A 22559-nucleotide genomic window follows, 5' to 3' on the forward strand; every position below is an offset into this window, starting at 1 on the left:
GGTGCCGGGGGCCAGGGCCCTCGGCACCGGAGCCCCGGGCACGAGCAGTGGAGGGGACAGGGACCATGCCGGCCGAAGAGAGCTCCGCCGCACGCCGCGGGAACCGCTCACGGGCGACCTCAGCGATCAGCCGGGCGCTCCGGCCACCCCTCCTCGCGGCCGGGGGCGCACCGCTGCCGGCCGGCGCGGCCCTGCGCGTGCGGCCCGCCGCCGGCGCCCGACGCCCCCCTGCGGCGCGTTCCGGCGCCTCCGGCGGCTCCTCGTCCCGGGGCGGTGGCCCGCGGCGGCTGTACGAGCAGGCACGCCGGGCCTGGGACCGCCCGCTGACCGCCTACTACCTGATCCTGGGCGCCGGACTGCTCATCACCGTGCTCGGTCTGGTGATGGTCTACTCCGCCTCGATGATCAAGGCGCTGGAGCTCGGCAAGCCGGGGACGTACTTCTTCCGCAAGCAGTTCCTCGCCGCCGTCATCGGGGCCGGGCTGATGGCGGCAGCCGCCCGGATGCCCGTCAAACTTCACCGGGCCCTGTCCTACCCGCTGCTGATGGGCGCGGTCTTCCTGATGGTGCTGGTCCAGGTGCCCGGGATAGGGATGTCGGTCAACGGCAACCGGAACTGGCTCTACCTGGGCGGCCCCTTCCAGCTCCAGCCCAGCGAGTTCGGCAAGCTGGCCCTCGTCCTGTGGGGGGCCGACCTGCTCGCCCGCAAACAGGACAGACGACTGCTGACCCAGTGGAAGCACATGCTCGTGCCCCTGGTCCCGGTCGCCTTCATGCTGCTCGGGCTGATCATGCTCGGCGGTGACATGGGCACTGCGATCATTCTCACGGCCATCCTGTTCGGACTGCTCTGGCTGGCCGGAGCACCGACCCGGCTGTTCGCCGGGGTGCTCGCCTCCGCGGGTCTGGTCGCCTTCCTGCTGATCAAGACCAGTCCCAACCGGATGTCCCGACTCGACTGCATGGGGGCCAGCGAACCGGGCCCCGGCGGCTCGTGCTGGCAGGCCGTGCACGGCATCTACGCTCTGGCGTCCGGCGGATGGTTCGGATCCGGGCTCGGTGCAAGTGTGGAAAAATGGGGCCAACTGCCCGAACCTCACACCGACTTCATCTTCGCCATCACTGGGGAGGAACTGGGGTTGGCGGGGACGCTGTCGGTACTCGCCCTCTTCGCGGCTCTAGGCTATGCGGGTATCCGCGTGGCCGGACGCACGGAGGACCCCTTCGTGAGGTACGCAGCGGGAGGTGTGACCACCTGGATCACGGCTCAGGCCGTGATCAACATCGGTGCGGTGCTCGGCCTGCTGCCGATCGCCGGTGTCCCGCTCCCGCTGTTCTCCTACGGGGGGTCGGCCCTGTTGCCGACCATGTTCGCTGTCGGGCTGCTGATCGCGTTCGCGCGAGCGGATCCCGCCGCGAAGGCGGCCCTGGCCATGCGGAGGCCCGGGGTGAGATGGAAGACGATGAGACGGCGCGTCAAGAAGCGTCCGTCCGGAGAGCGGTGAATTTCGGTGCATGTCGTACTCGCCGGTGGGGGGACCGCCGGCCACATCGAGCCCGCGCTTGCCCTCGCGGACGCACTGCGGAGGCAGGACCCGAGCGTGGGAATCACCGCTCTCGGCACGGAGCGCGGACTCGAGACCAGGCTCGTACCCGAGCGGGGGTACGAACTCGCCCTGATCCCGGCCGTACCGCTGCCGCGCAAACCCACCCCTGAACTCATCACCGTCCCGGGCAGGCTCCGCGGCACCATCAAGGCCGCCGAGCAGATCCTGGAGCGCACCAAGGCGGACTGCGTGGTCGGCTTCGGCGGCTACGTGGCACTGCCCGGCTACCTGGCCGCCAAGCGCGCCGGTGTGCCGATCGTGGTGCACGAGGCCAACGCCCGGCCGGGCCTGGCCAACAAGATCGGTTCGCGGTACGCGCACGGGGTCGCCGTCTCCACCCCCGACAGCAAGCTGCGTGGTGCCCGCTACATCGGCATCCCGCTGCGCCGCACCATTGCCACCCTGGACCGGGCGCGGGTCCGTCCGGAGGCGCGTGCGGCCTTCGGCCTCGACCCCAACCTGCCGACGCTGCTGGTCTCCGGCGGCTCGCAGGGCGCCCGCCACCTCAACGAGGTGGTCCAGCGCGTCGCGCCGCTGCTCCAGCGCTCCGGGATCCAGATCCTGCATGTGGTCGGCCCGAAGAACGAAATGCCGCGCGTCGACAACATGCCCGGGATGCCGCCCTACGTCCCGGTACCGTACGTGGACCGGATGGATCTCGCGTACGCCGCGGCCGACATGATGCTCTGCCGGGCGGGCGCGATGACCGTCGCCGAACTCTCCGCCGTCGGGCTGCCCGCCGCCTACGTCCCGTTGCCGATCGGCAACGGCGAACAGCGGCTCAACGCCCAGCCGGTGGTCAACGCCGGCGGCGGACTGCTGGTGGACGACGCGGCGCTCACCCCCGAGTGGGTGCAGGGCAACGTCCTGCCGGTGCTGGCGGATCCGCACCGGTTGTACGAAATGTCCCGTGCCGCCGCCGAGTTCGGCCGCCGGGACGCCGACGATCTGCTGGTCGGCATGGTGTACGAGGCGATTGCCGCACGCCGAGGCGCGTGAGGCGGGCGGGTCCGGGGGCGGCGCCCCCGGACCCGGCATAAGGAGCGAGCGTGGCCGGACCGACGACCGCCCAGCGCGGTTCAGCGCAGCAGAAGGACGACACCCCGGACCGCCCGTCGCGCCCACGGACGGAGGGGCGCCGGATGTCCCGGCGCGCGCTCCTGATCGTGATCGCGGCGGCCGTACTCCTGCTGGGTTCCGGCGTCGTCTGGGCGCTCTACGGCTCCTCCTGGCTCCGCGCCGAACAAGTCCGCATCACCGGTGTCGACGTACTGACACCGGCCGAGGTGGAGACCGCGGCGGCGGTGCCGATGGGGGCCCCGCTCATCTCGGTGGACACGGACGCCGTCGCCGAGAGGTTGCGCCAGAAGTTGCCTCGTATCGACTCGGTGGATGTCGTACGGTCATGGCCGCACGGCATCGGACTTAAGGTGACCGAACGACAGCCGGTCCTGTTGGTGAAAAAGGGCGCGAAGTTCATTGAAGTGGACGCCGAAGGCGTGCGCTTCGCCACGGTGGACAAGGCTCCCGGGCGCGTACCGCTGCTGGAACTGACACCTGGTCAGTCCGCGAGTCTGCGCCGATTCGGCAGTGACCGGCTGGTGCGGGAAGCAGTCCGTGTCGCGGGCGACCTTCCGGACGTGGTCACCAAGGAGACCCAGGTCGTGCGAGTCGTCTCGTACGATTCGGTCTCCCTGGGGCTCACCGGGGACCGTACGGTGATCTGGGGGAGCAGCGAAGAAGGTGCGGTGAAGGCGAAAGTCCTCACCGCTCTCATGAAAGCCGCTCCCAAAGCGGGACACTTCGACGTGAGTGCACCCACCGCTCCGGCGGTGTCGGGTAGTTGACGCACATTTGGCCTGGCCAGCACCCTGGTTGGTCAGCGCTACGGGTGATCACATAGGGTGAAAAGAAAAACGGGAGGTTCGGCGTGTTCGTTGAACGTGCGCCACTTGTCGACTTAGTGTCCTGTTCGGAAGAGTCCATGAAGCAGACACACTGGTAACCCTAAACTTCAACGTTAGGGTTTGGGTCGGCGTTCGGACCGTCCCAATCGGCATCCGTCGTCGCGGCGGGACTACCGCCAAGCGACGACACGTAACTCGAGGCGAGAGGCCTTCGACGTGGCAGCACCGCAGAACTACCTCGCAGTCATCAAGGTCATCGGTGTCGGCGGCGGTGGTGTCAATGCCATCAACCGAATGATCGAGGTCGGTCTCAAGGGCGTCGAGTTCATCGCGATCAACACGGATGCGCAAGCCCTGTTGATGAGCGACGCCGACGTCAAGCTCGACGTCGGCCGTGAACTCACCCGCGGCCTCGGCGCCGGGGCGAACCCGGCCGTCGGTCGTAAGGCGGCAGAGGACCACCGTGAGGAGATCGAGGAGGTCCTCAAGGGGGCCGACATGGTCTTCGTCACCGCAGGAGAAGGCGGCGGCACCGGCACCGGTGGCGCACCCGTCGTCGCCAACATCGCGCGCTCGCTCGGCGCCCTGACGATCGGTGTGGTCACCCGCCCGTTCACTTTCGAGGGCCGGCGTCGCGCGAACCAGGCGGAGGACGGCATCGCCGAACTCCGCGAAGAGGTCGACACCCTCATCGTCATTCCCAACGACCGTCTGCTGTCCATCTCGGACCGTCAGGTCAGCGTGCTCGACGCGTTCAAGTCGGCCGACCAGGTGCTGCTCTCGGGCGTGCAGGGCATCACCGACCTCATCACCACCCCGGGCCTGATCAACCTCGACTTCGCCGACGTCAAGTCGGTCATGTCCGAGGCCGGATCGGCGCTCATGGGCATCGGCTCGGCCCGCGGCGACGACCGCGCGGTGGCCGCGGCGGAGATGGCGATCTCCTCGCCGCTCCTGGAGGCGTCCATCGACGGCGCCCGCGGTGTCCTGCTCTCCATCTCCGGAGGCAGCGACCTCGGTCTCTTCGAGATCAACGAGGCCGCCCAGCTGGTGAGCGAGGCGGCACACCCCGAGGCGAACATCATCTTCGGTGCGGTCATCGACGACGCACTGGGCGACGAGGTGCGGGTCACCGTGATCGCGGCGGGCTTCGACGGCGGACAGCCGCCGGCCCGGCGGGAGAACGTCCTGGGTGCGAGCTCCACCAAGCGTGAGGAGCCGGCTCCGCCGGCCCGGGCCGCAGAGCCCGTGCGACAGTCGAGCGGGCTGGGTTCCGTGCCCACGCGCGAGGAGCCCCCGGCCCAGGCCGAGCCGGTTCCGGTGGCCCATGAGAGCCACCTCCCGCCGGTCGCCCCGCCGCACGTCCCGCCGGCCCGTCCCTACCAGGACTCCCAGGCCGAAGAGCTGGACGTTCCGGACTTCTTGAAGTGATAGGTCCGCACCACTCAGTGAGCCATGAGGATTCTGTTCCTTCGGACGGCGGCGCTCACTTCTCCTTCACCGACAGGTGGGGCGGGGTGAGCGCCGCTCCGTACGCGGAGCTCAACCTCGGCGGCGCGGTCGGTGACGACCCCGCCGCCGTTCTCGCCAACCGCGAGCGGGCCGCCGAGGCCCGCGGGCTCGATCCGGCGCAGGTCGTCTGGATGAACCAGGTGCACGGGCGCGATGTCGCCGTCGTCGACGGGCCCTGGGGCGACGACCGCGAGATTCCCGCCGTGGACGCGGTGGTGACCGCGCGACGCGGGCTCCCGCTCGCCGTCCTCACCGCCGACTGCACCCCGGTACTGCTCGCCGACCCGGTCGCCGGAATCGTCGCAGCAGCACATGCGGGCCGCCCCGGTCTGATGGCCGGAGTCGTGCCCGCCGCGGTCGGGGCCATGGTCGAACTCGGCGCGGACCCGTCCAGGATCACCGCCCGCACCGGGCCGGCCGTCTGCGGCCGGTGCTACGAGGTGCCGGCCGCGATGCGGGACGAGGTCGCTGCGGTCGTCCCTGCTTCGTGGTCCGAGACCAGTTGGGGCACCCCGGCGCTGGACGTCACCGCCGGAGTCCACGCACAGCTGGCCGGCCTCGGCGTCACCGACCGGCAGGCGTCGCCGTTCTGCACCCTCGAATCGGGCGATCACTTCTCGTACCGACGCGACCGCACCACCGGGCGGCTCGCCGGATATGTCTGGTTGGACTGATAGGGCATGACGGATCGTAAGGAACAACTCGCCGCAAATCTGGCACAGGTGGAGCAACGCATTGCTACCGCCTGCGCCGCTGCCGGTCGCAAACGGGAAGAGGTGACCCTCATCGTGGTCACCAAGACCTACCCCGCGAGCGATGTGCGGATCCTGCATGAACTCGGTGTGCGCCATGTTGCGGAGAATCGTGACCAGGATGCTGCTCCCAAAGCTACCGAATGCGCGGATCTGTCCCTCACGTGGCACTTTGTCGGTCAATTGCAGACGAACAAGGTCCGATCTGTTGCGAGTTATGCCGATGTCGTGCAGTCCGTGGACCGTACGAAGCTGGTGACCGCACTCTCGGCCGCGGCCGACCGCGACGGACGCGAACTCGGGTGTCTCATCCAGGTCGCACTCGACGCGGAGAGCGGTGAGCGGGGAGAGCGCGGCGGGGTCGCACCCGACGGGATCGCGGAGTTGGCCGACGCGGTCGCATCCGCGCCCGGACTGCGGCTCGACGGTCTGATGACCGTCGCACCGCTCGCCGGACCGTTCGCCGGAAGGCAACGGGCGGCGTTCGACCGGCTGATGGAATTCTCATCCCGGCTGCGCGGGAACCATCCGGCTGCGAACATGGTCTCTGCAGGGATGAGTGCGGACCTCGAGGACGCGGTTGCGGCCGGAGCGACACATGTGCGCGTCGGTACTGCGGTACTCGGAGTCCGACCCGGGCTCGGGTAACGTCGCCAAGCAAGTCGGACCACAGCAGAAAATATGGTCATTACCGCCCAGGGCGGGCTGACCACAGTGGATCGCGGGCACTTGGTGACAGATGCCGATCCACCACAGAGCGGAGGACTCAGAGCATGGCCGGCGCGATGCGCAAGATGGCGGTCTACCTCGGCCTCGTGGAGGACGATGGGTACGACGGTCCGGGGTTCGACCCCGACGACGAATTCGAACCCGAGCCGGAGCCCGAGCGCGACCGGCGCCGGCATCAGCCCGCGCATCAGGTGGAGCGGGAGCGGGACGAACCGGTACGAGCGGTGCAGCCGCCGGCGCAGCGTGAGCCGGTTCAGATTCCGGCTGAACGAGAGCGACCCGCCCGAATCGCACCCGTGGCATCCATCACACCTGAACGCCCGAACATGGAGAAGAACGCACCGGTGATCATGCCCAAGGTCGTGTCCGAGCGGGAGCCGTACCGCATCACCACGCTGCACCCCAGGACCTACAACGAGGCCCGTACCATCGGGGAACACTTCCGTGAGGGCACTCCGGTGATCATGAATCTCACGGAGATGGACGATACGGACGCAAAGCGACTTGTCGACTTTGCCGCGGGACTTGTCTTCGGTCTCCATGGCAGCATTGAACGAGTGACGCAGAAGGTGTTCCTGTTGTCGCCTGCTAACGTCGATGTCACGGCGGAGGACAAGGCCCGCATCGCAGAGGGCGGATTCTTCAACCAGAGCTGAGAACACGACACCGGGAACAACCCGGCCGCAAGGCCGGAGCTACGAGAGCCAGGGGAGAGGGAAGCGCGAGGATGGGCGTCGCACAAAGTGTTGTCTACATCGCGTTGATGTGTTTCCTCATCGTGCTGATCTTCCGGCTTGTCATGGACTACGTCTTCCAGTTCGCACGTTCATGGCAGCCGGGCAAGCCGATGGTGGTCGTCCTTGAGGCCACTTACACGGTCACCGATCCACCGCTGAAGCTCCTGCGGCGGTTCATTCCGCCGCTGCGTCTCGGGGGCGTGGCACTCGACCTGTCCTTCTTCGTTCTGATGATCATCGTTTCCATCCTGATCGCCATCGTGATCAGGCTGTGAGCGATACGGTCCTGCCGACTGCCGACGACTACGTAGAGGTGAAGAAGAGATGCCGCTGACCCCCGAGGACGTGCGGAACAAGCAGTTCACGACGGTCCGCCTCCGAGAAGGTTATGACGAGGACGAGGTCGATGCCTTCCTCGACGAGGTCGAGTCCGAGCTGACCCGCCTGCTCCGTGAGAACGAGGACCTGCGCGCCAAGCTGGCCGCCGCCACGCGTGCCGCCGCGCAGAACCAGCAGCAGCAAGGCATGCGGAAGCCGGAGCCGCAGGACCGTCCGGGTGCTCCCGTGCCCGCCGCCATATCTGGTCCGCCGGTCCAGCAGCAGCAGCCCCCGCAGATGGGTCCGCCCCAGCTGCCCGGTGGTGCTCCTCAGCTGCCGGCCGGTCCCAGCGGCCACGGCCCCCAGGGTCCGCACGGCCCCGGTCCGCAGGGCCCGCACGGCCCCGGCCCGATGCAGGGCGGTCCCATGGGCGGACCGATGGGTGGTCCCATGGGCGGCCACAACCCGCAGCAGCAGATGCAGCAGATGCAGCAGCAGCAGCCGCCGCAGATGCAGCAGCAGGGCCCCGGCGGCGACAGTGCCGCCCGTGTCCTCTCCCTGGCGCAGCAGACCGCCGACCAGGCGATCGCTGAGGCCCGTTCCGAGGCCAACAAGATCGTCGGCGAGGCACGCAGCCGCGCCGAGGGTCTGGAGCGCGACGCGCGTGCCAAGGCGGACGCGCTGGAGCGGGACGCGCAGGAGAAGCACCGCGTGGCGATGGGCTCGCTGGAGTCGGCCCGCGCGACGCTGGAGCGCAAGGTCGAGGACCTGCGTGGCTTCGAGCGCGAGTACCGGACGCGTCTGAAGTCCTACCTGGAGAGCCAGCTGCGTCAGCTGGAGACCCAGGCCGACGACTCGCTGGCTCCGCCGCGGACGCCGGCTGCCGCTTCGCTGCCGCCGTCGCCCTCGCTGGCTCCGGCCGGTGCAGGCGCCATGGGTCACACCATGGGTGGCAACCACGGCGGTCACGGCAGTCAGCAGATGGGCGGCAACCCGTCCATGGGTGGTGGCCCCTCGTACGGCGGCCAGCAGCAGATGTCGCCGGCGATGACGCAGCCGATGGCACCGGTGCGGCCGCAGGCGCCGCAGCCGATGCAGCAGGCTCCTTCGCCGATGCGCGGGTTCCTGATCGACGAGGACGACAACTGAGCGGGTCGCGCTCGCTGAGCGCGTAGCCGTCGGCAGGCTGAGGGCCGGGCCCCGGGGTTTCCCCGGGGCCCGGCCCTTTGCCGTGGGCGGGGGCGGTGGGCCCGGGGGAGGCGGCGTGGGCTGGGCTTGGGGCCCGGGCCGCTGCGCGGAGCTGTTCCCCGCCCCTCCCCGCCCCTCCCCGCCCCTCCCCGCCCCGCCCCTCCCCGCCTCGTAGCGGGGCTGGGCTCCGGACGCCGCTTCTCCATGGCAGGGGGATCGCCGCGCGAACGACGAAGGCCCGCCCGGACCGAGACGGTCCGGGCGGGCCTTCGTTCGGCCGGGGAGGCTACTGCTCCGTCTTGCGGAGCCGGAACGTCAGGGACAGGCCCTCGTCCTCGAAGGGCTCGCCGTACGCCGCGTCCGCCTCGCCCTCCTCGTACTCCAGGGCCAGGACCTCGTCCGCGATGAGCGAGGCGTGCTCGGTCAGTGCCTCGGCCGTCGCGGGAGAGGTGGACGTCCAGCGGACGGCGATGCGGTCCGCCACGTCCAGGCCGCTGTTCTTGCGGGCCTCCTGGATCAGGCGGATCGCGTCGCGGGCCAGGCCCGCACGCCGCAGCTCCGGGGTGATCTCCAGGTCGAGGGCGACCGTCGCGCCCGAATCGGAGGCGACCGACCAGCCTTCGCGCGGGGTCTCCGTGATGATGACCTCGTCGGGGGAGAGTGCGACCTGCTCGCCGTCGACCTCGACCGACGCGGTGCCCTCGCGCAGGGCCAGCGAGAGTGCCGCCGCGTCCGCGTTCGCGACGGCCTTCGCCACCGCCTGGACGCCCTTGCCGAACCGCTTGCCCAGGGCCCGGAAGTTCGCCTTCGCCGTCGTATCGACCAGCGAGCCGCCCACCTCGGACAGGGAGGCCAGGGAGGAGACGTTCAGCTCCTCAGTGATCTGTCCGTGCAGCTCGGGGGAGAGGGTCTCGAATCCCGAGGCCGCGACCAGGGCGCGCGACAGCGGCTGGCGCGTCTTGACGCCCGACTCGGCACGCGTGGCGCGTCCCAGCTCGACCAGGCGGCGCACGAGGGCCATCTGCGTGGAGAGCCCCGGGTCGATCGCCGACAGGTCCGCCTGCGGCCACGTCGAGAGGTGCACCGACGCCGGGGCGTCCGGGGTGACCGGCGCGACGAGGTCCTGCCAGACCCGCTCGGTGATGAACGGGGTCAGCGGGGCCATCAGCCGCGTCACCGTCTCGACGACGTCGTGCAGGGTGCGCAGCGCCGCCTTGTCACCCTGCCAGAAGCGGCGGCGGGAGCGGCGCACGTACCAGTTGGACAGGTCGTCGACGAAGGCGGACAGCAGCTTGCCGGCGCGCTGGGTGTCGTAACCCTCCAGAGCCTGGGTGACCTGGTCCACCAGGGCGTTGAGCTCGCTGAGGAGCCAGCGGTCCAGGACCGTGCGGTCGGCCGGCGCCGGGTCGGCGGCAGAGGGCGCCCAGTTCGACGTACGGGCGTACAGGGCCTGGAAGGCGACCGTGTTCCAGTACGTGAGGAGGGTCTTGCGGACGACCTCCTGGATCGTGCCGTGGCCGACGCGGCGTGCCGCCCACGGGGAGCCGCCCGCCGCCATGAACCAGCGGACCGCGTCGGCGCCGTGCCGGTCCATGAGGGGGATCGGTTCGAGGGTGTTGCCCAGGTGCTTGGACATCTTCCGGCCGTCCTCGGCGAGGATGTGGCCGAGGCACACGACGTTCTCGTAACTGGACTTGTCGAAGACCAGGGTGCCGATCGCCATCAGGGTGTAGAACCAGCCGCGCGTCTGGTCGATGGCCTCCGAGATGAACTGCGCCGGGTAGCGGCTCTCGAAGATCTCCTTGTTCTTGTGCGGGTAGCCCCACTGCGCGAACGGCATCGAGCCCGAGTCGTACCAGGCGTCGATGACCTCGGGGACGCGGTACGCCTCCAGCTGGCAGTTCTCGTGCGAGCAGGTGAACGTGATCTCGTCGATGAACGGCCGGTGCGGGTCGAGGCCGGACAGGTCGGTGCCGGTGAGCCCGGTCAGCTCGGCGCGCGAGCCGACGCAGGTGAGGTGGTCGTCCTCGCACCGCCAGATCGGCAGCGGCGTGCCCCAGTAGCGGTTGCGGGACAGGGCCCAGTCGATGTTGTTGTTGAGCCAGTCGCCGTAGCGGCCGTTCTTGACCGAGTCCGGGAACCAGTTGGTCTTCTCGTTCTCTTCGAGGAGACGGTCCTTGACCGCGGTCGTGCGGATGTACCAGGACGGCTGCGCGTAGTAGAGCAGCGCGGTGTGGCAGCGCCAGCAGTGCGGGTAGCTGTGCTCGTACGGGACGTGGCGGAAGAGCAGACCGCGGTCCTTGAGGTCTTCGGTGAGCGCCTCGTCGGCCTTCTTGAAGAACACCCCGCCGACCAGCGGCACGTCCTCCTCGAAGGTGCCGTCGGGGCGGACCGGGTTGACCACCGGAAGGCCGTACGCCTTGCAGACCAGGAGGTCGTCGGCGCCGAAGGCGGGGGACTGGTGGACCAGACCCGTACCGTCCTCGGTCGTCACGTACTCGGCGTTGACGACGTAGTGCGCGGGGGCCGGGAAGTCGACGAGAGCGAACGGGCGCTCGTAGGTCCAGCGCTCCATCTCGCGGCCCGTGAAGGACTGGCCCGTGAGCTCCCAGCCCTCGCCCAGTGCCTTCTCGACGAGCGGGCGGGCGACGACCAGCTTCTCCTCGCCGTTCGTCGCGACGACGTACTCGACCTCGGGGTGCGCGGCGACGGCCGTGTTGGAGACCAGGGTCCAGGGGGTCGTCGTCCAGACCAGGAGGGCCGCCTCGCCGGCCAGGGGGCCGGAGGTCAGCGGGAAGCGTACGAAGACCGAGGGGTCGACGACCGTCTCGTAGCCCTGGGCCAGCTCGTGGTCCGAGAGGCCGGTGCCGCAGCGCGGGCACCAGGGGGCGACTCGGTGGTCCTGGACCAGCAGGCCCTTGTTGAAGATCTCCTTCAGGGACCACCACACGGACTCGACGTACTCGGGGTCCATCGTGCGGTACGCGTCGTCGAGGTCGACCCAGTAGCCCATCCGGGTCGTGAGGTCGGTGAAGGCGTCGGTGTGCCGGGTCACGGACTCGCGGCACTTGGCGTTGAACTCGGCGATGCCGTAAGCCTCGATGTCCTTCTTGCCGGTGAAGCCCAGCTCCTTCTCGACCGCCAGCTCGACCGGCAGCCCGTGGCAGTCCCAGCCGGCCTTGCGGCCGACGTGGTAGCCCTGCATGGTGCGGAAGCGCGGGAAGACGTCCTTGAAGACGCGGGCCTCGATGTGGTGGGCGCCCGGCATGCCGTTGGCGGTCGGCGGGCCCTCGTAGAAGACCCACTCGGGGCGGCCCTCGGACTGTTCGAGGCTCTGGCTGAAGACCTTGTTCTCGCGCCAGAAGTCGAGCACGGCGTGCTCCAGCGCGGGCAGGTCGACCTGGGCGGGTACCTGGCGGTACTGCGGCGATGTCATGTGCGGGCTTCCTCCGGCGGACGTCTTCCACTTCCGTCGGAGGGACGAGAACCGATGCCGGATCCCGCGGTACCACCCTCCTTGGCCCCGGGCGTGCCGCCCGTGGCCCCCTCATTGGGGTGCGATGCCGGTTCTACTGGCCTTGCGCCCGTGGGCGGAGCCCACTGGTCAAAGCTTTCCTCCGGCGGCTCCGGGGTGATCTTCGCGGCGCGCTCGCCCCCGGGCTTCCACCGTCCCCGGGTCGCTCTGGGCTGCGTACGACGCTACTCGTCCCATCCATGCCTCTCGCTGCGGCCAGTGTACGGGCCCGGACGGGTGGCGGCCGACCGGATTTCCGCAGCCTCCCGCGTGACCCGAATGGCCAGACGGGGTGTACGGGTTCGCGGCGCCGCCCGGCGGGCGGCCGGAAGGCGGATTACCGGGCGGGGAGCTGGGCACAACGGTTTCAGGCGCGTGGTGATCCGGACACGGGGAGGGGCGATGCGGCGGCGTGCCCCGTTGCCGCGGGGCTGGGGCCGATTTATCGTCCCAGCACGACTCGCGAGCAAGATCACAACGCGTGAAGGGGCCGCGGCCATGGTGGCGAAGAAGACCGCCGCAGAGAAGACGGCGTCAGCGAGATCCACGGGCGCGGCAGCCGGGGAGACGACGGGAGAGACCGGCCGGGACGGCGCGTCCGACGCGGACGCGCGGACCGGGCCGGAGCACACGGCCGCGAAGGCCGCCGCTCCCGCCGAAGCCACGGGGAAGACCACGAAGAAGGTGGCCAGGAAGACGGCCGGGAAGACGACGACCAAGAAGGCGGCGGCGAAGAAGGCCGCGCCGAAGAAGAGCGCGGCCGCGAGGACCACGGCCGAGAAGGCTTCGAACAAGGCCGCCGAGACGGCCACGGAGGCGGCCGAGGCCGCCGAGCAGACGGGAGCCCACACGGTGGTAGCCAAGAAGAGCGCGGCCAGGACCCGGCCGGCCGGGACGAGCACGGCACCCGTGCCCCCGGCGCGGGCCTCGGCGACGGCCCCGGGGGAGCTGGCCGTACGGCCCGGTGAGGACCCCTGGACGCCGGAGGAGGTCGCGGCCGCCCGTACCGAGCTGACCGGCGAGATCACGCGGCTGCGCAACGAGCTGGAGGCCTCCGGGCTGGCGCTGGCCGGGCTGATGCGGGACTCCGGCGACGGGGCGGGTGACGACGAGGCGGACACCGGCACCAAGAACATCACCCGCGAGCACGAGATGTCGCTCGCCGCCAACGCCCAGGAGATGCTGGAGCAGACCGAACGCGCACTGGCCCGCCTCGACGCGGGCACGTACGGGCTCTGCGAGATCTGCGGCAATCCGATCGGTAAGGCGCGGATGCAGGCGTTCCCCCGGGCCACCCTCTGCGTCGAGGACAAACAGAAGCAGGAACGACGCGGCTGACCCCCACCGGTGTGTCGTACCCTCGTCCTCAGTCGGGAACTAGGTTGAGGGACTCACGTGGCAGAGGCGGAGCGCATCATCGGTACGCCGGACATCCCCGAGGCTGAGGGACACGAAGGAGCCGAGCCGGAGAAGCCGGCAGGGGACGAGTCCCCGCAGGCCGTCGAGCCGGACGGGCTGGACACCGGGGACGGGGAAGCGGCGGTCGACCGGTCGCCGGCCACGCGTCGGCGCCGGATCATCCTGCTCTTCTGCGTCGCCGTCCTCGCGTACCTGCTCGACCTGGGCAGCAAGATGCTCGTGGTGGCCAAACTGGAGCATCAGGAGCCGATCGAGGTCTTCGGCGACTGGCTCAAGCTCGACGCGATCCGGAACGCGGGCGCCGCCTTCGGCTTCGGCGAGGCCTTCACGATCATCTTCACTATCATCGCGGCGACCGTCATCGTGGTGATCGCCCGGCTCGCACGCAAGCTGTACAGCCTGCCGTGGGCGATCGCGCTCGGCCTGCTGCTCGGAGGCGCCCTCGGCAACCTCACCGACCGCATCTTCCGCGCGCCCGGTGTCTTCGAGGGCGCGGTGGTGGACTTCATCGCCCCCGCGCACTTCGCCGTCTTCAACCTGGCGGACTCCGCGATCGTCTGCGGAGGCATCCTGATCGTGCTGCTCTCCTTCAAGGGCCTGGACCCCGACGGCACCGTGCACAAGGACTAGGGCCCTGTTTCGAAAGTAGTGCCGCCCGGAGGGCGGGCAGGCGGGACTTTCGAAACACGGCCTGGGGCCTGCCCGGCGGAACAGGGGCGGACAGGCCCCGGGCCGTGCCGTCCGGCAGACAATCGCCGGTCGATGGCACGGGGACGCGCAAGGCATACTCGACAGGTGAGTACGCAACCCGAGGTCCGCACCCTGCCCGTACCCGACGGCCTGGAGGGCGAGCGCGTCGACGCCGCCATCTCCCGCATGTTCGGCTTCTCCCGCACCAAGGCCGCAGAGCTGGCCGCCGCCGGGAAGGTGCAGGTGGACGGTTCGGTGGTCGGGAAGTCCGAACGGGTGCGGGGAGGCGCCTGGCTGGAAGTCGAGATGCCGCAGGCTCCCGCTCCGGTCCAGATCGTCGCCGAGCCCGTCGAGGGCATGGAGATCGTCCACGACGACGACGACATCGTCGTGATCATGAAGCCGGTCGGCGTCGCCGCGCACCCGAGCCCCGGCTGGACCGGCACCACCGTCATCGGCGGTCTCGCCGCGGCCGGGTACCGGATCTCGACCTCCGGCGCAGCCGAGCGCCAGGGCATCGTGCACCGGCTCGACGTCGGCACCTCCGGGCTGATGGTCGTCGCCAAGTCCGAGCGCGCCTACACGCTGCTGAAGGCCCAGTTCCGCGACCGGGTCGTCGACAAGAAGTACCACGCGCTGGTCCAGGGCCACCCGGACCCGATGAGCGGCACCATCGACGCCCCCATCGGACGCCACCCCACCCACGACTACAAGTGGGCCGTGGTCGCCGAGGGCAAGCCCTCCGTGACGCACTACGACCTGATCGAGGCGTACCGCGCCGCCAGCCTCCTGGACATCAAGCTGGAGACGGGCCGCACGCACCAGATCCGGGTGCACATGTCCGCCCACCGCCACCCCTGCGTCGGCGACCTGACCTACGGCGCCGACCCCACCATGGCCAAGCGGCTGGGCCTGACCCGGCAGTGGCTGCACGCGGTCCGGCTCGGCTTCGAACACCCCGCGGACGGCAGCTGGGTGGAGTTCTCCAGCACCTACCCGGACGACCTCCAGCAGGCCCTCGACAGGATCGCGGCGGAGAGCGAATGACCTCCTACACCACCCGCACGGTCACGGGCGAGCAGGACCGGGCCGCCTGCTTCCGGATCCGCAAGGACGTCTTCGTCGGCGAGCAGAACGTGCCGGAGGAGATCGAGTACGACGCCTACGACACGGACGCGGTGCACGTCATCGCCGTCGCCGCGGACGGCACGGCACTCGGCACCGGACGGCTGCTGCACGGCGCCGCCGCGGCGGCCAAGACCGGCGGCGACCCCACCGTGGGCTCACTCGGCCGACTCGCCGTGACCAAGCAGGCGCGCGGTCTCGGCGTCGGCGCGGCCCTCGTGCGGGCCATCGAGGACGCCGCCCGCGAGCTCGGCCTGTCCGCCGTCGACCTGCACGCGCAGACCCATGCTCTCGGCTTCTACGAGCGGATCGGTTACGAGGCCTACGGCCCCGAATTCCCGGACGCGGGCATCCCGCACCGGGCGATGCGCCGGGCCGTCGAGGCGTAGGGCCCCGTCCGCCGGATCGCGGCCCGAGCCGCGGTGTCACCGGTGCCCGATGGGGGGCGTTGTCCGGATTGTGGGGCCTGCATGGCAGGCTTGCTCCGGGCCGGCCGGTCACCGAGGCCGGTCCGGCGCGCTCCGGAAGGCACCTCGTGGATCAAATGGCCCTGCTGCTCCTGCTGCTGCTCGGAGCCGTGGTCACCGTGCCACTGGGAGACCGGCTGGGACTGCCCGCGCCGGTGCTGATGACGCTCGCGGGCGTCGGGATGGCCTTCCTCAGCTTCGTACCGAATGTAGACATCCCGCCCGAGATCATTCTTCCCGCGCTGCTGCCCCCACTGCTCTACGCCTCCGTGCAGCGCACCTCCTGGCGGCAGTTCGCCGCCAACAAACGGCCGATCTTCCTGCTGGCCGTGGCCCTGGTCTTCCTCACGACGGCGGCCGTAGCCGCGGTCGCCAACGCCGTCGTCCCCGGACTGCCCCTCGCCGCCGCCGTCGCGCTCGGCGCGCTCGTCGCGCCGCCCGACCCGGTCGCGGCCACCGCCGTCGCCGGATCGGTCGGACTGCCCCGCAGGCTCGTCTCCATCCTGGAGGGCGAGGGGCTGTTCAACGACGTGACCGCGATCGTGCTCTACCACGTGGCGATCGCCGCAGCCGTCAGCGGTACCTTCTCACTGCCCGAGGCCTTCGGTCTGCTGGTCCTGTCCGCCGTCGTCGCCGTGGCCGTGGGCGTCGCCCTCGGCTGGCTCACCATCAAGCTCATGGGGCTGCTGGGCGATGCCACCCTCCAGGTCGGGCTGACCCTGCTGGTGCCCTTCGTCAGCTACGTGCTCGCCGAGGAACTGAAGGGCTCCGGGGTGCTCGCCGTCCTGACCACCGCGCTCTTCCTCGCGGAGCACACCGCCGACGCCGACGACGTCCTCGGCCGGCTCACCGGCCGCACGTTCTGGGAGATCGTCGACACCCTCGTCACCGGTGTCGCCTTCGGGCTGATCGGCCTCGAACTGCACAACGTCTTCGGCACCGCCGACGGGCGCGAACTGCAGATGGCCGGATGGGCCCTGGCCGTCGTCGCCGTCGTCGTCGGCGTACGGCTGCTCTATCTGCTCCCCGCCACCTGGCTGGCCAAGCGGCTGCACACCCGCCGCGACGTCAGCGAGGAGATCCCCACCAGCTGGCGGGAGACCGTGATCATGTGGTGGGCCGGGATGCGCGGCGTGGCCTCGGTCGCCCTGGCGCTCGCGATCCCGCTGAAGACGGACGACGGGAGGCCGTTCCCCGGCCGCGACGAGATCGTCTTCATCGCCTTCGCCGTGATCATGGTCACTCTGGTCTTCCAGGGCCTGACGCTTCCCTGGCTGGTGCGTCGGCTGGGGGTCCGGGCGGACACGGACGCCGAGGCCGCGCTGGAGCGGGACCTCGCGATCCGCGCGGCCAAGGCGGCCAAGCAGCGGCTCAAGGAGATCCAGGAGGTCGAGGAGCTCCCCGAGGACCTCGCCGAACGCCTCCAGCGGCTGGCCTACGACGTGGGCGCCCGGATCAGCCCCGACATGGTCGACAACGAACGGCGCGAGGCCCTCGCCCAGCGCGCCGAGCGGTTCAAGGCGGTCAGCCGCATCCAGCGGGAGATGATGTCGGCCGCCCGCCACGCGGTGCTCTCCGCACGCAGCGAGGCAGGCGCGGACCCCGAGGTGGTCGACCGCGTGCTGCGGCAGCTGGACGTACGCAGCCTGCGCTGAGCGTCGGGGGCCGCGCGCGCCCTGACCGGCAGGCTCTGCCCCGCGTCGTGGGCGGCCCCTGCCGGTCACGGCGCCAGGACCTGACCGGCGGATCAGGGTCGGACGGCCCCGGCCCCGGGGCCCTAACCGCGCCCGGTGCGCGGCGCCCGGCCCCAGCCCGCCGGCTTCCCGTCCGCGCCGTCCATCGCCGGCCACACATCACCGGGCGCCAAGGCCGCGGGGGCCGTGGCGATCCTCGGCAGCGCGTACGGATGGTGGTCGCGCAGCCAGCCGATCAGCTGCTCCCGGACCGCGCAGCGCACCGTCCAGATGTCGTCCGCGTCCTTCGCCGTGACCACGGCGCGCACCTGGATGGTGGAGGGTGTGGTGTCGGTGACCGCCAGCGACCAGTCCCGGCCGTCCCACGCGGCGCACTCGCCGAGGATGTCCCGCAGCTGCTCGCGCATCGCGGCGACCGGCGCCGCGTGGTCGAGGTGGAAGAAGACCGAACCGGTCATCTGGATCCCGCCGCGCGACCAGTTCTCGAAGGGCTTGCTGGTGAAGTAAGAGACCGGCATCGTGATCCGCCGCTCGTCCCAGGTCCGGACCGCGAGGAAGGTCAGCGTGATCTCCTCGATCGTGCCCCACTCGCCGTCCACCACCACCGTGTCGCCGATCCGCACCATGTCGCCGAAAGCGATCTGCAGGCCTGCGAAGAGATTGCCGAGCGTGGACTGGGCGGCGACACCCGCGACGATGCCGAGGACGCCGGCCGAGGCCAGCATCGAGGTGCCGACGGTCTGCATGGCGGGGAACGTCAGGAGCATCGCGGCGACGGCGACGGTCGTCACGATCGCGATGACCACGCGCTGGATCAGGGTCACCTGCGTCCGTACCCGGCGCACCCGCGCCGGATCGCGGGTGCTCGCCGCGTAGCGCGCGTACACCGAGTCCACCACCGCCACGGCGATCCCCACCACCAGCCAGGCGGACGCGCCGATCAGCACGAGTGTGAGCAGCTGTCCGATGCCCGTCCGGTGGTCGCTGACCACGTGGAGCCGGGTATGGGTGTACGTGGCCCGCAGCAGGGCAGCGCCGAGCGTCAGCTGGAACGGGATTCTGCAGCGCCGCAGCAGGCCCCACAGCGGCGTCTCGTGGTGGCGGCCGTCGGCACGCCTGAGCAGCAGGTCGACCAGCCAGCCGACCAGCAGCGTGATCACGACCGAACCGCCGAGGATGATCAGCGGTCGCAGTACGTCTTCCATGCTGTCGCTCTCCATCCTTTCGAACGCAAATGGCACCATGGGCCTCATGAACATCATGCTTTTCCACTCGACGTATGGTCTGCGCCCCGCAGTGCACGCGGCCGCCGACCGGTTGCGCGGCGCCGGGCATGAGGTGCACGTGCCCGATCTCTTCGGGGGACACACCTTCGAAACCGTCGAGGAGGGGCTGGCCTTCAAGGAGGAGACGGGTAAGGAGGAACTGCTGAAGCGGGCCGTGCTCGCCGCGGCGCCGTACTCCGACCGCGGGCTGGTCTACGTGGGCTTCTCCCTCGGCGCCTCCGTCGCCCAGACGCTGGCCCTCGGGGATGCGAAGGCCCGGGGGCTGCTGCTGTTCCACGGCACCTCGGACATCGCCGAGAACGCCTCGGTCGACGATCTTCCCGTACAGCTGCACGTCGCCGATCCCGACCCGTTCGAGACGCACGACTGGCTGAACTCCTGGTATCTGCAGATGCAGCGGACCGGCGCCGATGTCGAGGTCTACAGGTACCCCGGCGCGGGGCACCTGTTCACCGACGCGGAGCTGCCGGACTTCGACCAGGCATCGGCCGAGCTGGCATGGAAGGTCGCGGTCGGCTTCCTCGCGACCCTGTGAGAGACGCGACGGGCCCCGCGCACGGTGTGGCGCGGGGCCCGTCGGGGAGTGCGGAGGGGGGTCAGCCGCGGTACGCGGTCCAGCTGTCGCTCATCCGCTGCACCTGGCCCGCGGTGAACTGGTACATGCAGGAGTCGTACGTGTAGTCCATGAAGTTGTGGATCGGGTCGACGCCGGTCTTGTTGGTGCAGGTGTCGCGCCCGGTCGGGCACTCGAACGCGGCGCTCTTCTCCGCGGGGGTGTCGGAGACGTAGTCGCCGTTGCCGCTACAGCCGCCCTGGAACGTGTGGTAGAGCCCCATCCAGTGGCCGACCTCGTGCGTCGCCGTGTCGCCCTCGTCGTAGTTGGTGGCGGAGCCGCCCGGCAGCGAGGCGTCCAGGATCACCACTCCGTCCATGGAGGGGCTGGAGGTGTAGGAGCTCGGGAACGTCGCCCAGCCGAGCAGCCCGCCTCCGAGGTTGGCCGTGTAGACGTTCAGTGCGTTCTTGCCGCCCTTGCGCAGGGCCGTCTTCATGGCCTTCTCGGCCGACGAGCCCGAGGAGAGGTTGTACCAGGAGGCGTTGTCCGTGTAGTCGGTGCCCGCCAGGGAGAACTGGAAGCCGGTGGGGCTGTTGCCGGTGCCCTGCCCGCTGTACGCGGCGTTCAGAACGCTCATCTGGCTGCTGATGGCGCCCGCGGTGAGCTTGCCCGTGGTGCCGGAGTGGATGACGTGGAAGTAGACCGGGACGGTCGCGCCGGCGGCGAGGGTGGAGCCGGTGACCCGGCGCTCGGCGACTCTCTGCTTCAGCTGCTTGTCCATGGCCGCGGTCTGGGAGGCGGTGAGCTCGTTGGGTTCCGCGGCGTGCTGCGGGCCCGTGGGGCGGGACTGGCGGGCGGCGGCGCCGGCCGGGGAGCCGGCGCAGGCCTCGGCCGAGGCGGCGGCGGTGGCCTTGCCGTTGGCGGCGGTGGCGCCGGTGGAGACGGTGAGCGGTGCCAGGGCCAGGGTTCCGGCCAGGACGGCGGTGCCGATCGCACGGTGGCGCATACGCGGGGATATACGAGCAAGAGTGCGCACAGGGTCTCCTAGCGGATGTGGGGGGGAGGGATTTCCTCACCCGCCGCCGGGAGATTACGTGGGCATGTCATATGGGCGGGAGGATCGATCCGGCCCAATCATTCGTGGAGCAAACCAGGGCAGAGGGAAGAAAATCTTCTGTCTGCTCCGGAGTTTGAGAGGCGGACGTCATCTATCGGGTCGTTCCGTTGGCCGGTGTGTCCCCATTGGATCCGTACGCGACGGCGTCCGACGCGGGGCTGTCACCCGCCCGCAACACATCCCGTGGTGGCCGGATCTCGACGGTCCGGGCGCGCGGCGGACGCGAACGGGCAGGTGAACCCACCGGGTTCACCTGCCCGTTCGACCGGAGTCGCGCGAATCAGCCCTTCAGCGCGGCGGTGATCGCGGTGTTGAAGTCGGCCACCGTCATCGGGGCGCTCTTGTTGTCCGAACCGGTCAGTGTCTTGCCGTCCATCTTCAGCGTCGGAGTGCCCCCGACGCCGCTCTTGTCGAAGGTCTTGGACATCTTCATCGCCCAGGCGTCGTACGTGCCGTCCTTGACGTTCTTCCGGAACGCGTCGTTGCCCTTCAGCGCGTCCACGGTGTCGGCGACCTTGATCAGGTACGAGTCGTCCTTGAACTTGTCGTCCGTCTCCTCCGGGTGGAACTTGGTGGAGTAGAGCGCGTACTTGTAGTCGAGGAAGGCCTCGGGGCTCACGTTCAGCGCGGCACCCAGCGCGCTCAGGGCGTTCTTCGAGCCCTCGCCGCCGTTGTTGTCGATGAACGTGGCACCGATGTACTTGACCTTGTACTTGCCGGCGTCGATGTCCTTGTGGACCGTCTCGCCGACCGTCTGCTCGAACGTGGCGCAGATCGGGCAGCGGGAGTCCTCGTACAGCTCCAGGGTCTTCTTGGCGGTCGACTTGCCGACCACGACGGTCGTGCCGTTCTCGCCCGAGGTGTTCTTCGGCGCGGTGACGTTCTTCGCGTCCTTCGCGGCGTCCCAGTGGTCCGGCTTGTTCAGCTGCATCACGCCGTAGGCGACGCCTCCCGCGATCGCGAGGACGGCGACGACCGAGATGCCGACGACGACCTGCCGGCGGGTCTTGTCCTTCCTGGCCTGGCGCTCGCGCTCCACGCGCAGCCGCTCACGGGCGGCGGACTTGTTGGCCTGGCTGTTGCGGTTGCTCATGATCGGTTCTCCGAGGGGTGCGTGGTCTTGCGTCATCAGGGACTTGCGTGCTCAGGCGGTGGCGCAGGCCGAGCGCGGCGGTCCCCTCCGTCCCACGGAGTGCACCAGGAGGCGGGCGTGGGCGAGCAGGTGCGGGCGGGGGCCGGCGATGCGCGCCTTGAGGCGTACGGAGCGGCGGGCCGCCCCGGCCACGGCCACCGCGATCAGCAGCGGCCGGAACGCCAGCAGGGCGAACGCGCCCAGCAGTCCGGCGAGTGCCAGCTCTCCGCGGTGCAGCCAGGCGGCGGCGAGCAGCCCCACCGTCACGTGCGCGGCCAGCAGCAACCACGGAACCAGGGGGCCGGGCGAGGCCAGCAGCGCGGCCGCGCCGTGACCGCCCGCAGCCACCGAAGCCAGCGGGGTGCCCACCTCGCCGACGCCGGCGAGTCCGGTCGCCCCCGTCCCGACGTCACCGCCACCGCACAGCACATCGACGCCGACCGACCGCAGCGGCCCCGCGATCGGGCCGCCCGCCGCGCCGTAACACAGGTGCTGACCCGTGGTGAAGACGGTGTCCGTCGCCAGCTCCAGCGGCACCAGCAGTCCGGCGATGGCCCCGAAGCCGCGCTCCCGGCCGGCCAGCGCGTACGCCATGACGAACACGGCACCCGCCAGCACGGCGACGAGGGTCAGCGGCAACGGGACCCGGGAGAGCAGCACATGGGAGGCAGCGGAGAGCGTCACGACGAGCGCTGTGAAAAGCGCCGCGCGTACGACTCTGAGCTGCGTCCCGGAGATGTCCATCGTCAGGGAGTGTCGCATGTGAACCTGTAAGGCATCCCTAAAGGCTGTCCCGCAATTCCTGGTGGATC

Annotated in this window: 20 protein-coding genes; 15 read left to right on the top strand and 5 right to left on the bottom strand. The window is 70.1% G+C overall.

Annotated elements, in window-relative coordinates:
- Positions 1-65: 65 nt before the first annotated feature.
- The 9 genes from ftsW (at position 66) to OG538_RS27015 (ending at position 8711) form a co-directional block, all read left to right on the top strand.
- The gene (ftsW, locus tag OG538_RS26975; protein ID WP_406097827.1) at positions 66-1505 is read left to right on the top strand and encodes a putative lipid II flippase FtsW; all 1440 of its coding nucleotides are present in this window, start codon (positions 66-68) and stop codon (positions 1503-1505) included.
- Positions 1506-1511: 6 nt separating this feature from the next.
- Entirely contained in the window at positions 1512-2606 is a 1095-nt protein-coding gene (gene murG / locus OG538_RS26980) for an undecaprenyldiphospho-muramoylpentapeptide beta-N-acetylglucosaminyltransferase (protein ID WP_406097829.1), read from the top strand.
- Positions 2607-2656: 50 nt separating this feature from the next.
- Entirely contained in the window at positions 2657-3454 is a 798-nt protein-coding gene (locus tag OG538_RS26985; RefSeq protein WP_406097831.1) for a cell division protein FtsQ/DivIB, read from the top strand.
- Positions 3455-3730: 276 nt separating this feature from the next.
- A complete protein-coding gene (gene ftsZ / locus OG538_RS26990; protein ID WP_406097832.1) occupies positions 3731-4945 on the top strand; it encodes a cell division protein FtsZ in 1215 nt (404 codons plus the stop codon).
- A complete protein-coding gene (gene pgeF, locus OG538_RS26995; RefSeq protein ID WP_406097834.1) occupies positions 4942-5700 on the top strand; it encodes a peptidoglycan editing factor PgeF in 759 nt (252 codons plus the stop codon). The genes ftsZ and pgeF overlap by 4 nt, the downstream gene beginning before the upstream one ends.
- A gap of 6 nt (positions 5701-5706) precedes the next feature.
- On the top strand, positions 5707-6426 hold the full coding sequence (locus OG538_RS27000) for a YggS family pyridoxal phosphate-dependent enzyme (protein WP_406097836.1): 720 nt from the start codon (positions 5707-5709) through the stop codon (positions 6424-6426).
- A gap of 125 nt (positions 6427-6551) precedes the next feature.
- Positions 6552-7163 (top strand): cell division protein SepF, encoded by a 612-nt coding sequence (locus OG538_RS27005; RefSeq protein ID WP_093543442.1) that lies wholly within the window; start codon positions 6552-6554, stop codon positions 7161-7163.
- Positions 7164-7234: 71 nt separating this feature from the next.
- Positions 7235-7519 carry a YggT family protein gene (locus tag OG538_RS27010; RefSeq protein ID WP_406097838.1) on the top strand — a complete coding sequence of 95 codons (285 nt, stop codon included), beginning with the start codon at positions 7235-7237 and terminating at the stop codon, positions 7517-7519.
- Between the two features lie 49 nt (positions 7520-7568).
- Positions 7569-8711 carry a DivIVA domain-containing protein gene (locus OG538_RS27015; RefSeq protein ID WP_406097840.1) on the top strand — a complete coding sequence of 381 codons (1143 nt, stop codon included), beginning with the start codon at positions 7569-7571 and terminating at the stop codon, positions 8709-8711.
- Positions 8712-9036: 325 nt separating this feature from the next.
- On the opposite strand, the gene ileS is transcribed toward OG538_RS27015, so the two are convergent.
- Positions 9037-12186, bottom strand: coding sequence for an isoleucine--tRNA ligase (ileS, locus tag OG538_RS27020; RefSeq protein WP_406097842.1), 3150 nt, complete (start codon positions 12184-12186; stop codon positions 9037-9039).
- 576 nt (positions 12187-12762) lie between these two features.
- On the opposite strand from ileS, the gene OG538_RS27025 reads away from it, so the two are divergent.
- The 5 genes from OG538_RS27025 (at position 12763) to OG538_RS27045 (ending at position 17620) form a co-directional block, all read left to right on the top strand.
- The gene (locus OG538_RS27025; protein WP_406097844.1) at positions 12763-13602 is read left to right on the top strand and encodes a TraR/DksA family transcriptional regulator; all 840 of its coding nucleotides are present in this window, start codon (positions 12763-12765) and stop codon (positions 13600-13602) included.
- 57 nt (positions 13603-13659) lie between these two features.
- A complete protein-coding gene (gene lspA / locus OG538_RS27030) occupies positions 13660-14313 on the top strand; it encodes a signal peptidase II (RefSeq protein WP_406097846.1) in 654 nt (217 codons plus the stop codon).
- A gap of 165 nt (positions 14314-14478) precedes the next feature.
- Positions 14479-15420, top strand: coding sequence for an RluA family pseudouridine synthase (locus OG538_RS27035; protein WP_406097848.1), 942 nt, complete (start codon positions 14479-14481; stop codon positions 15418-15420).
- Positions 15417-15887 (top strand): GNAT family N-acetyltransferase, encoded by a 471-nt coding sequence (locus tag OG538_RS27040; RefSeq protein WP_406097850.1) that lies wholly within the window; start codon positions 15417-15419, stop codon positions 15885-15887. The genes OG538_RS27035 and OG538_RS27040 overlap by 4 nt, the downstream gene beginning before the upstream one ends.
- 146 nt (positions 15888-16033) lie before the next feature.
- Positions 16034-17620 (top strand): Na+/H+ antiporter, encoded by a 1587-nt coding sequence (locus OG538_RS27045; protein WP_406097852.1) that lies wholly within the window; start codon positions 16034-16036, stop codon positions 17618-17620.
- Between the two features lie 122 nt (positions 17621-17742).
- Here OG538_RS27045 and OG538_RS27050 read toward each other — a convergent pair whose 3' ends face one another.
- The gene (locus OG538_RS27050; RefSeq protein WP_406097854.1) at positions 17743-18864 is read right to left on the bottom strand and encodes a mechanosensitive ion channel family protein; all 1122 of its coding nucleotides are present in this window, start codon (positions 18862-18864) and stop codon (positions 17743-17745) included.
- 37 nt (positions 18865-18901) lie between these two features.
- Here OG538_RS27050 and OG538_RS27055 point away from each other — a divergent pair, with 37 nt between their 5' ends.
- Positions 18902-19480 (top strand): dienelactone hydrolase family protein, encoded by a 579-nt coding sequence (locus OG538_RS27055; RefSeq protein WP_406097855.1) that lies wholly within the window; start codon positions 18902-18904, stop codon positions 19478-19480.
- 61 nt (positions 19481-19541) lie between these two features.
- Here the strand turns inward: OG538_RS27055 and OG538_RS27060 are convergent, their stop codons facing one another.
- The 3 genes from OG538_RS27060 to OG538_RS27070 form a co-directional block, all read right to left on the bottom strand.
- Complete coding sequence (locus tag OG538_RS27060; protein WP_406097857.1) at positions 19542-20504, bottom strand: zinc metalloprotease; 963 nt, start codon at positions 20502-20504, stop codon at positions 19542-19544.
- 391 nt (positions 20505-20895) lie between these two features.
- A complete protein-coding gene (locus OG538_RS27065; RefSeq protein WP_406097859.1) occupies positions 20896-21708 on the bottom strand; it encodes a DsbA family protein in 813 nt (270 codons plus the stop codon).
- A gap of 51 nt (positions 21709-21759) precedes the next feature.
- Positions 21760-22491 (bottom strand): hypothetical protein, encoded by a 732-nt coding sequence (locus tag OG538_RS27070; RefSeq protein ID WP_406100318.1) that lies wholly within the window; start codon positions 22489-22491, stop codon positions 21760-21762.
- Positions 22492-22559: the final 68 nt, after the last annotated feature.

This window comes from Streptomyces sp. NBC_01013 (assembly GCF_045162765.1).
Classification (GTDB): Bacteria; Actinomycetota; Actinomycetes; order Streptomycetales; family Streptomycetaceae; genus Streptomyces.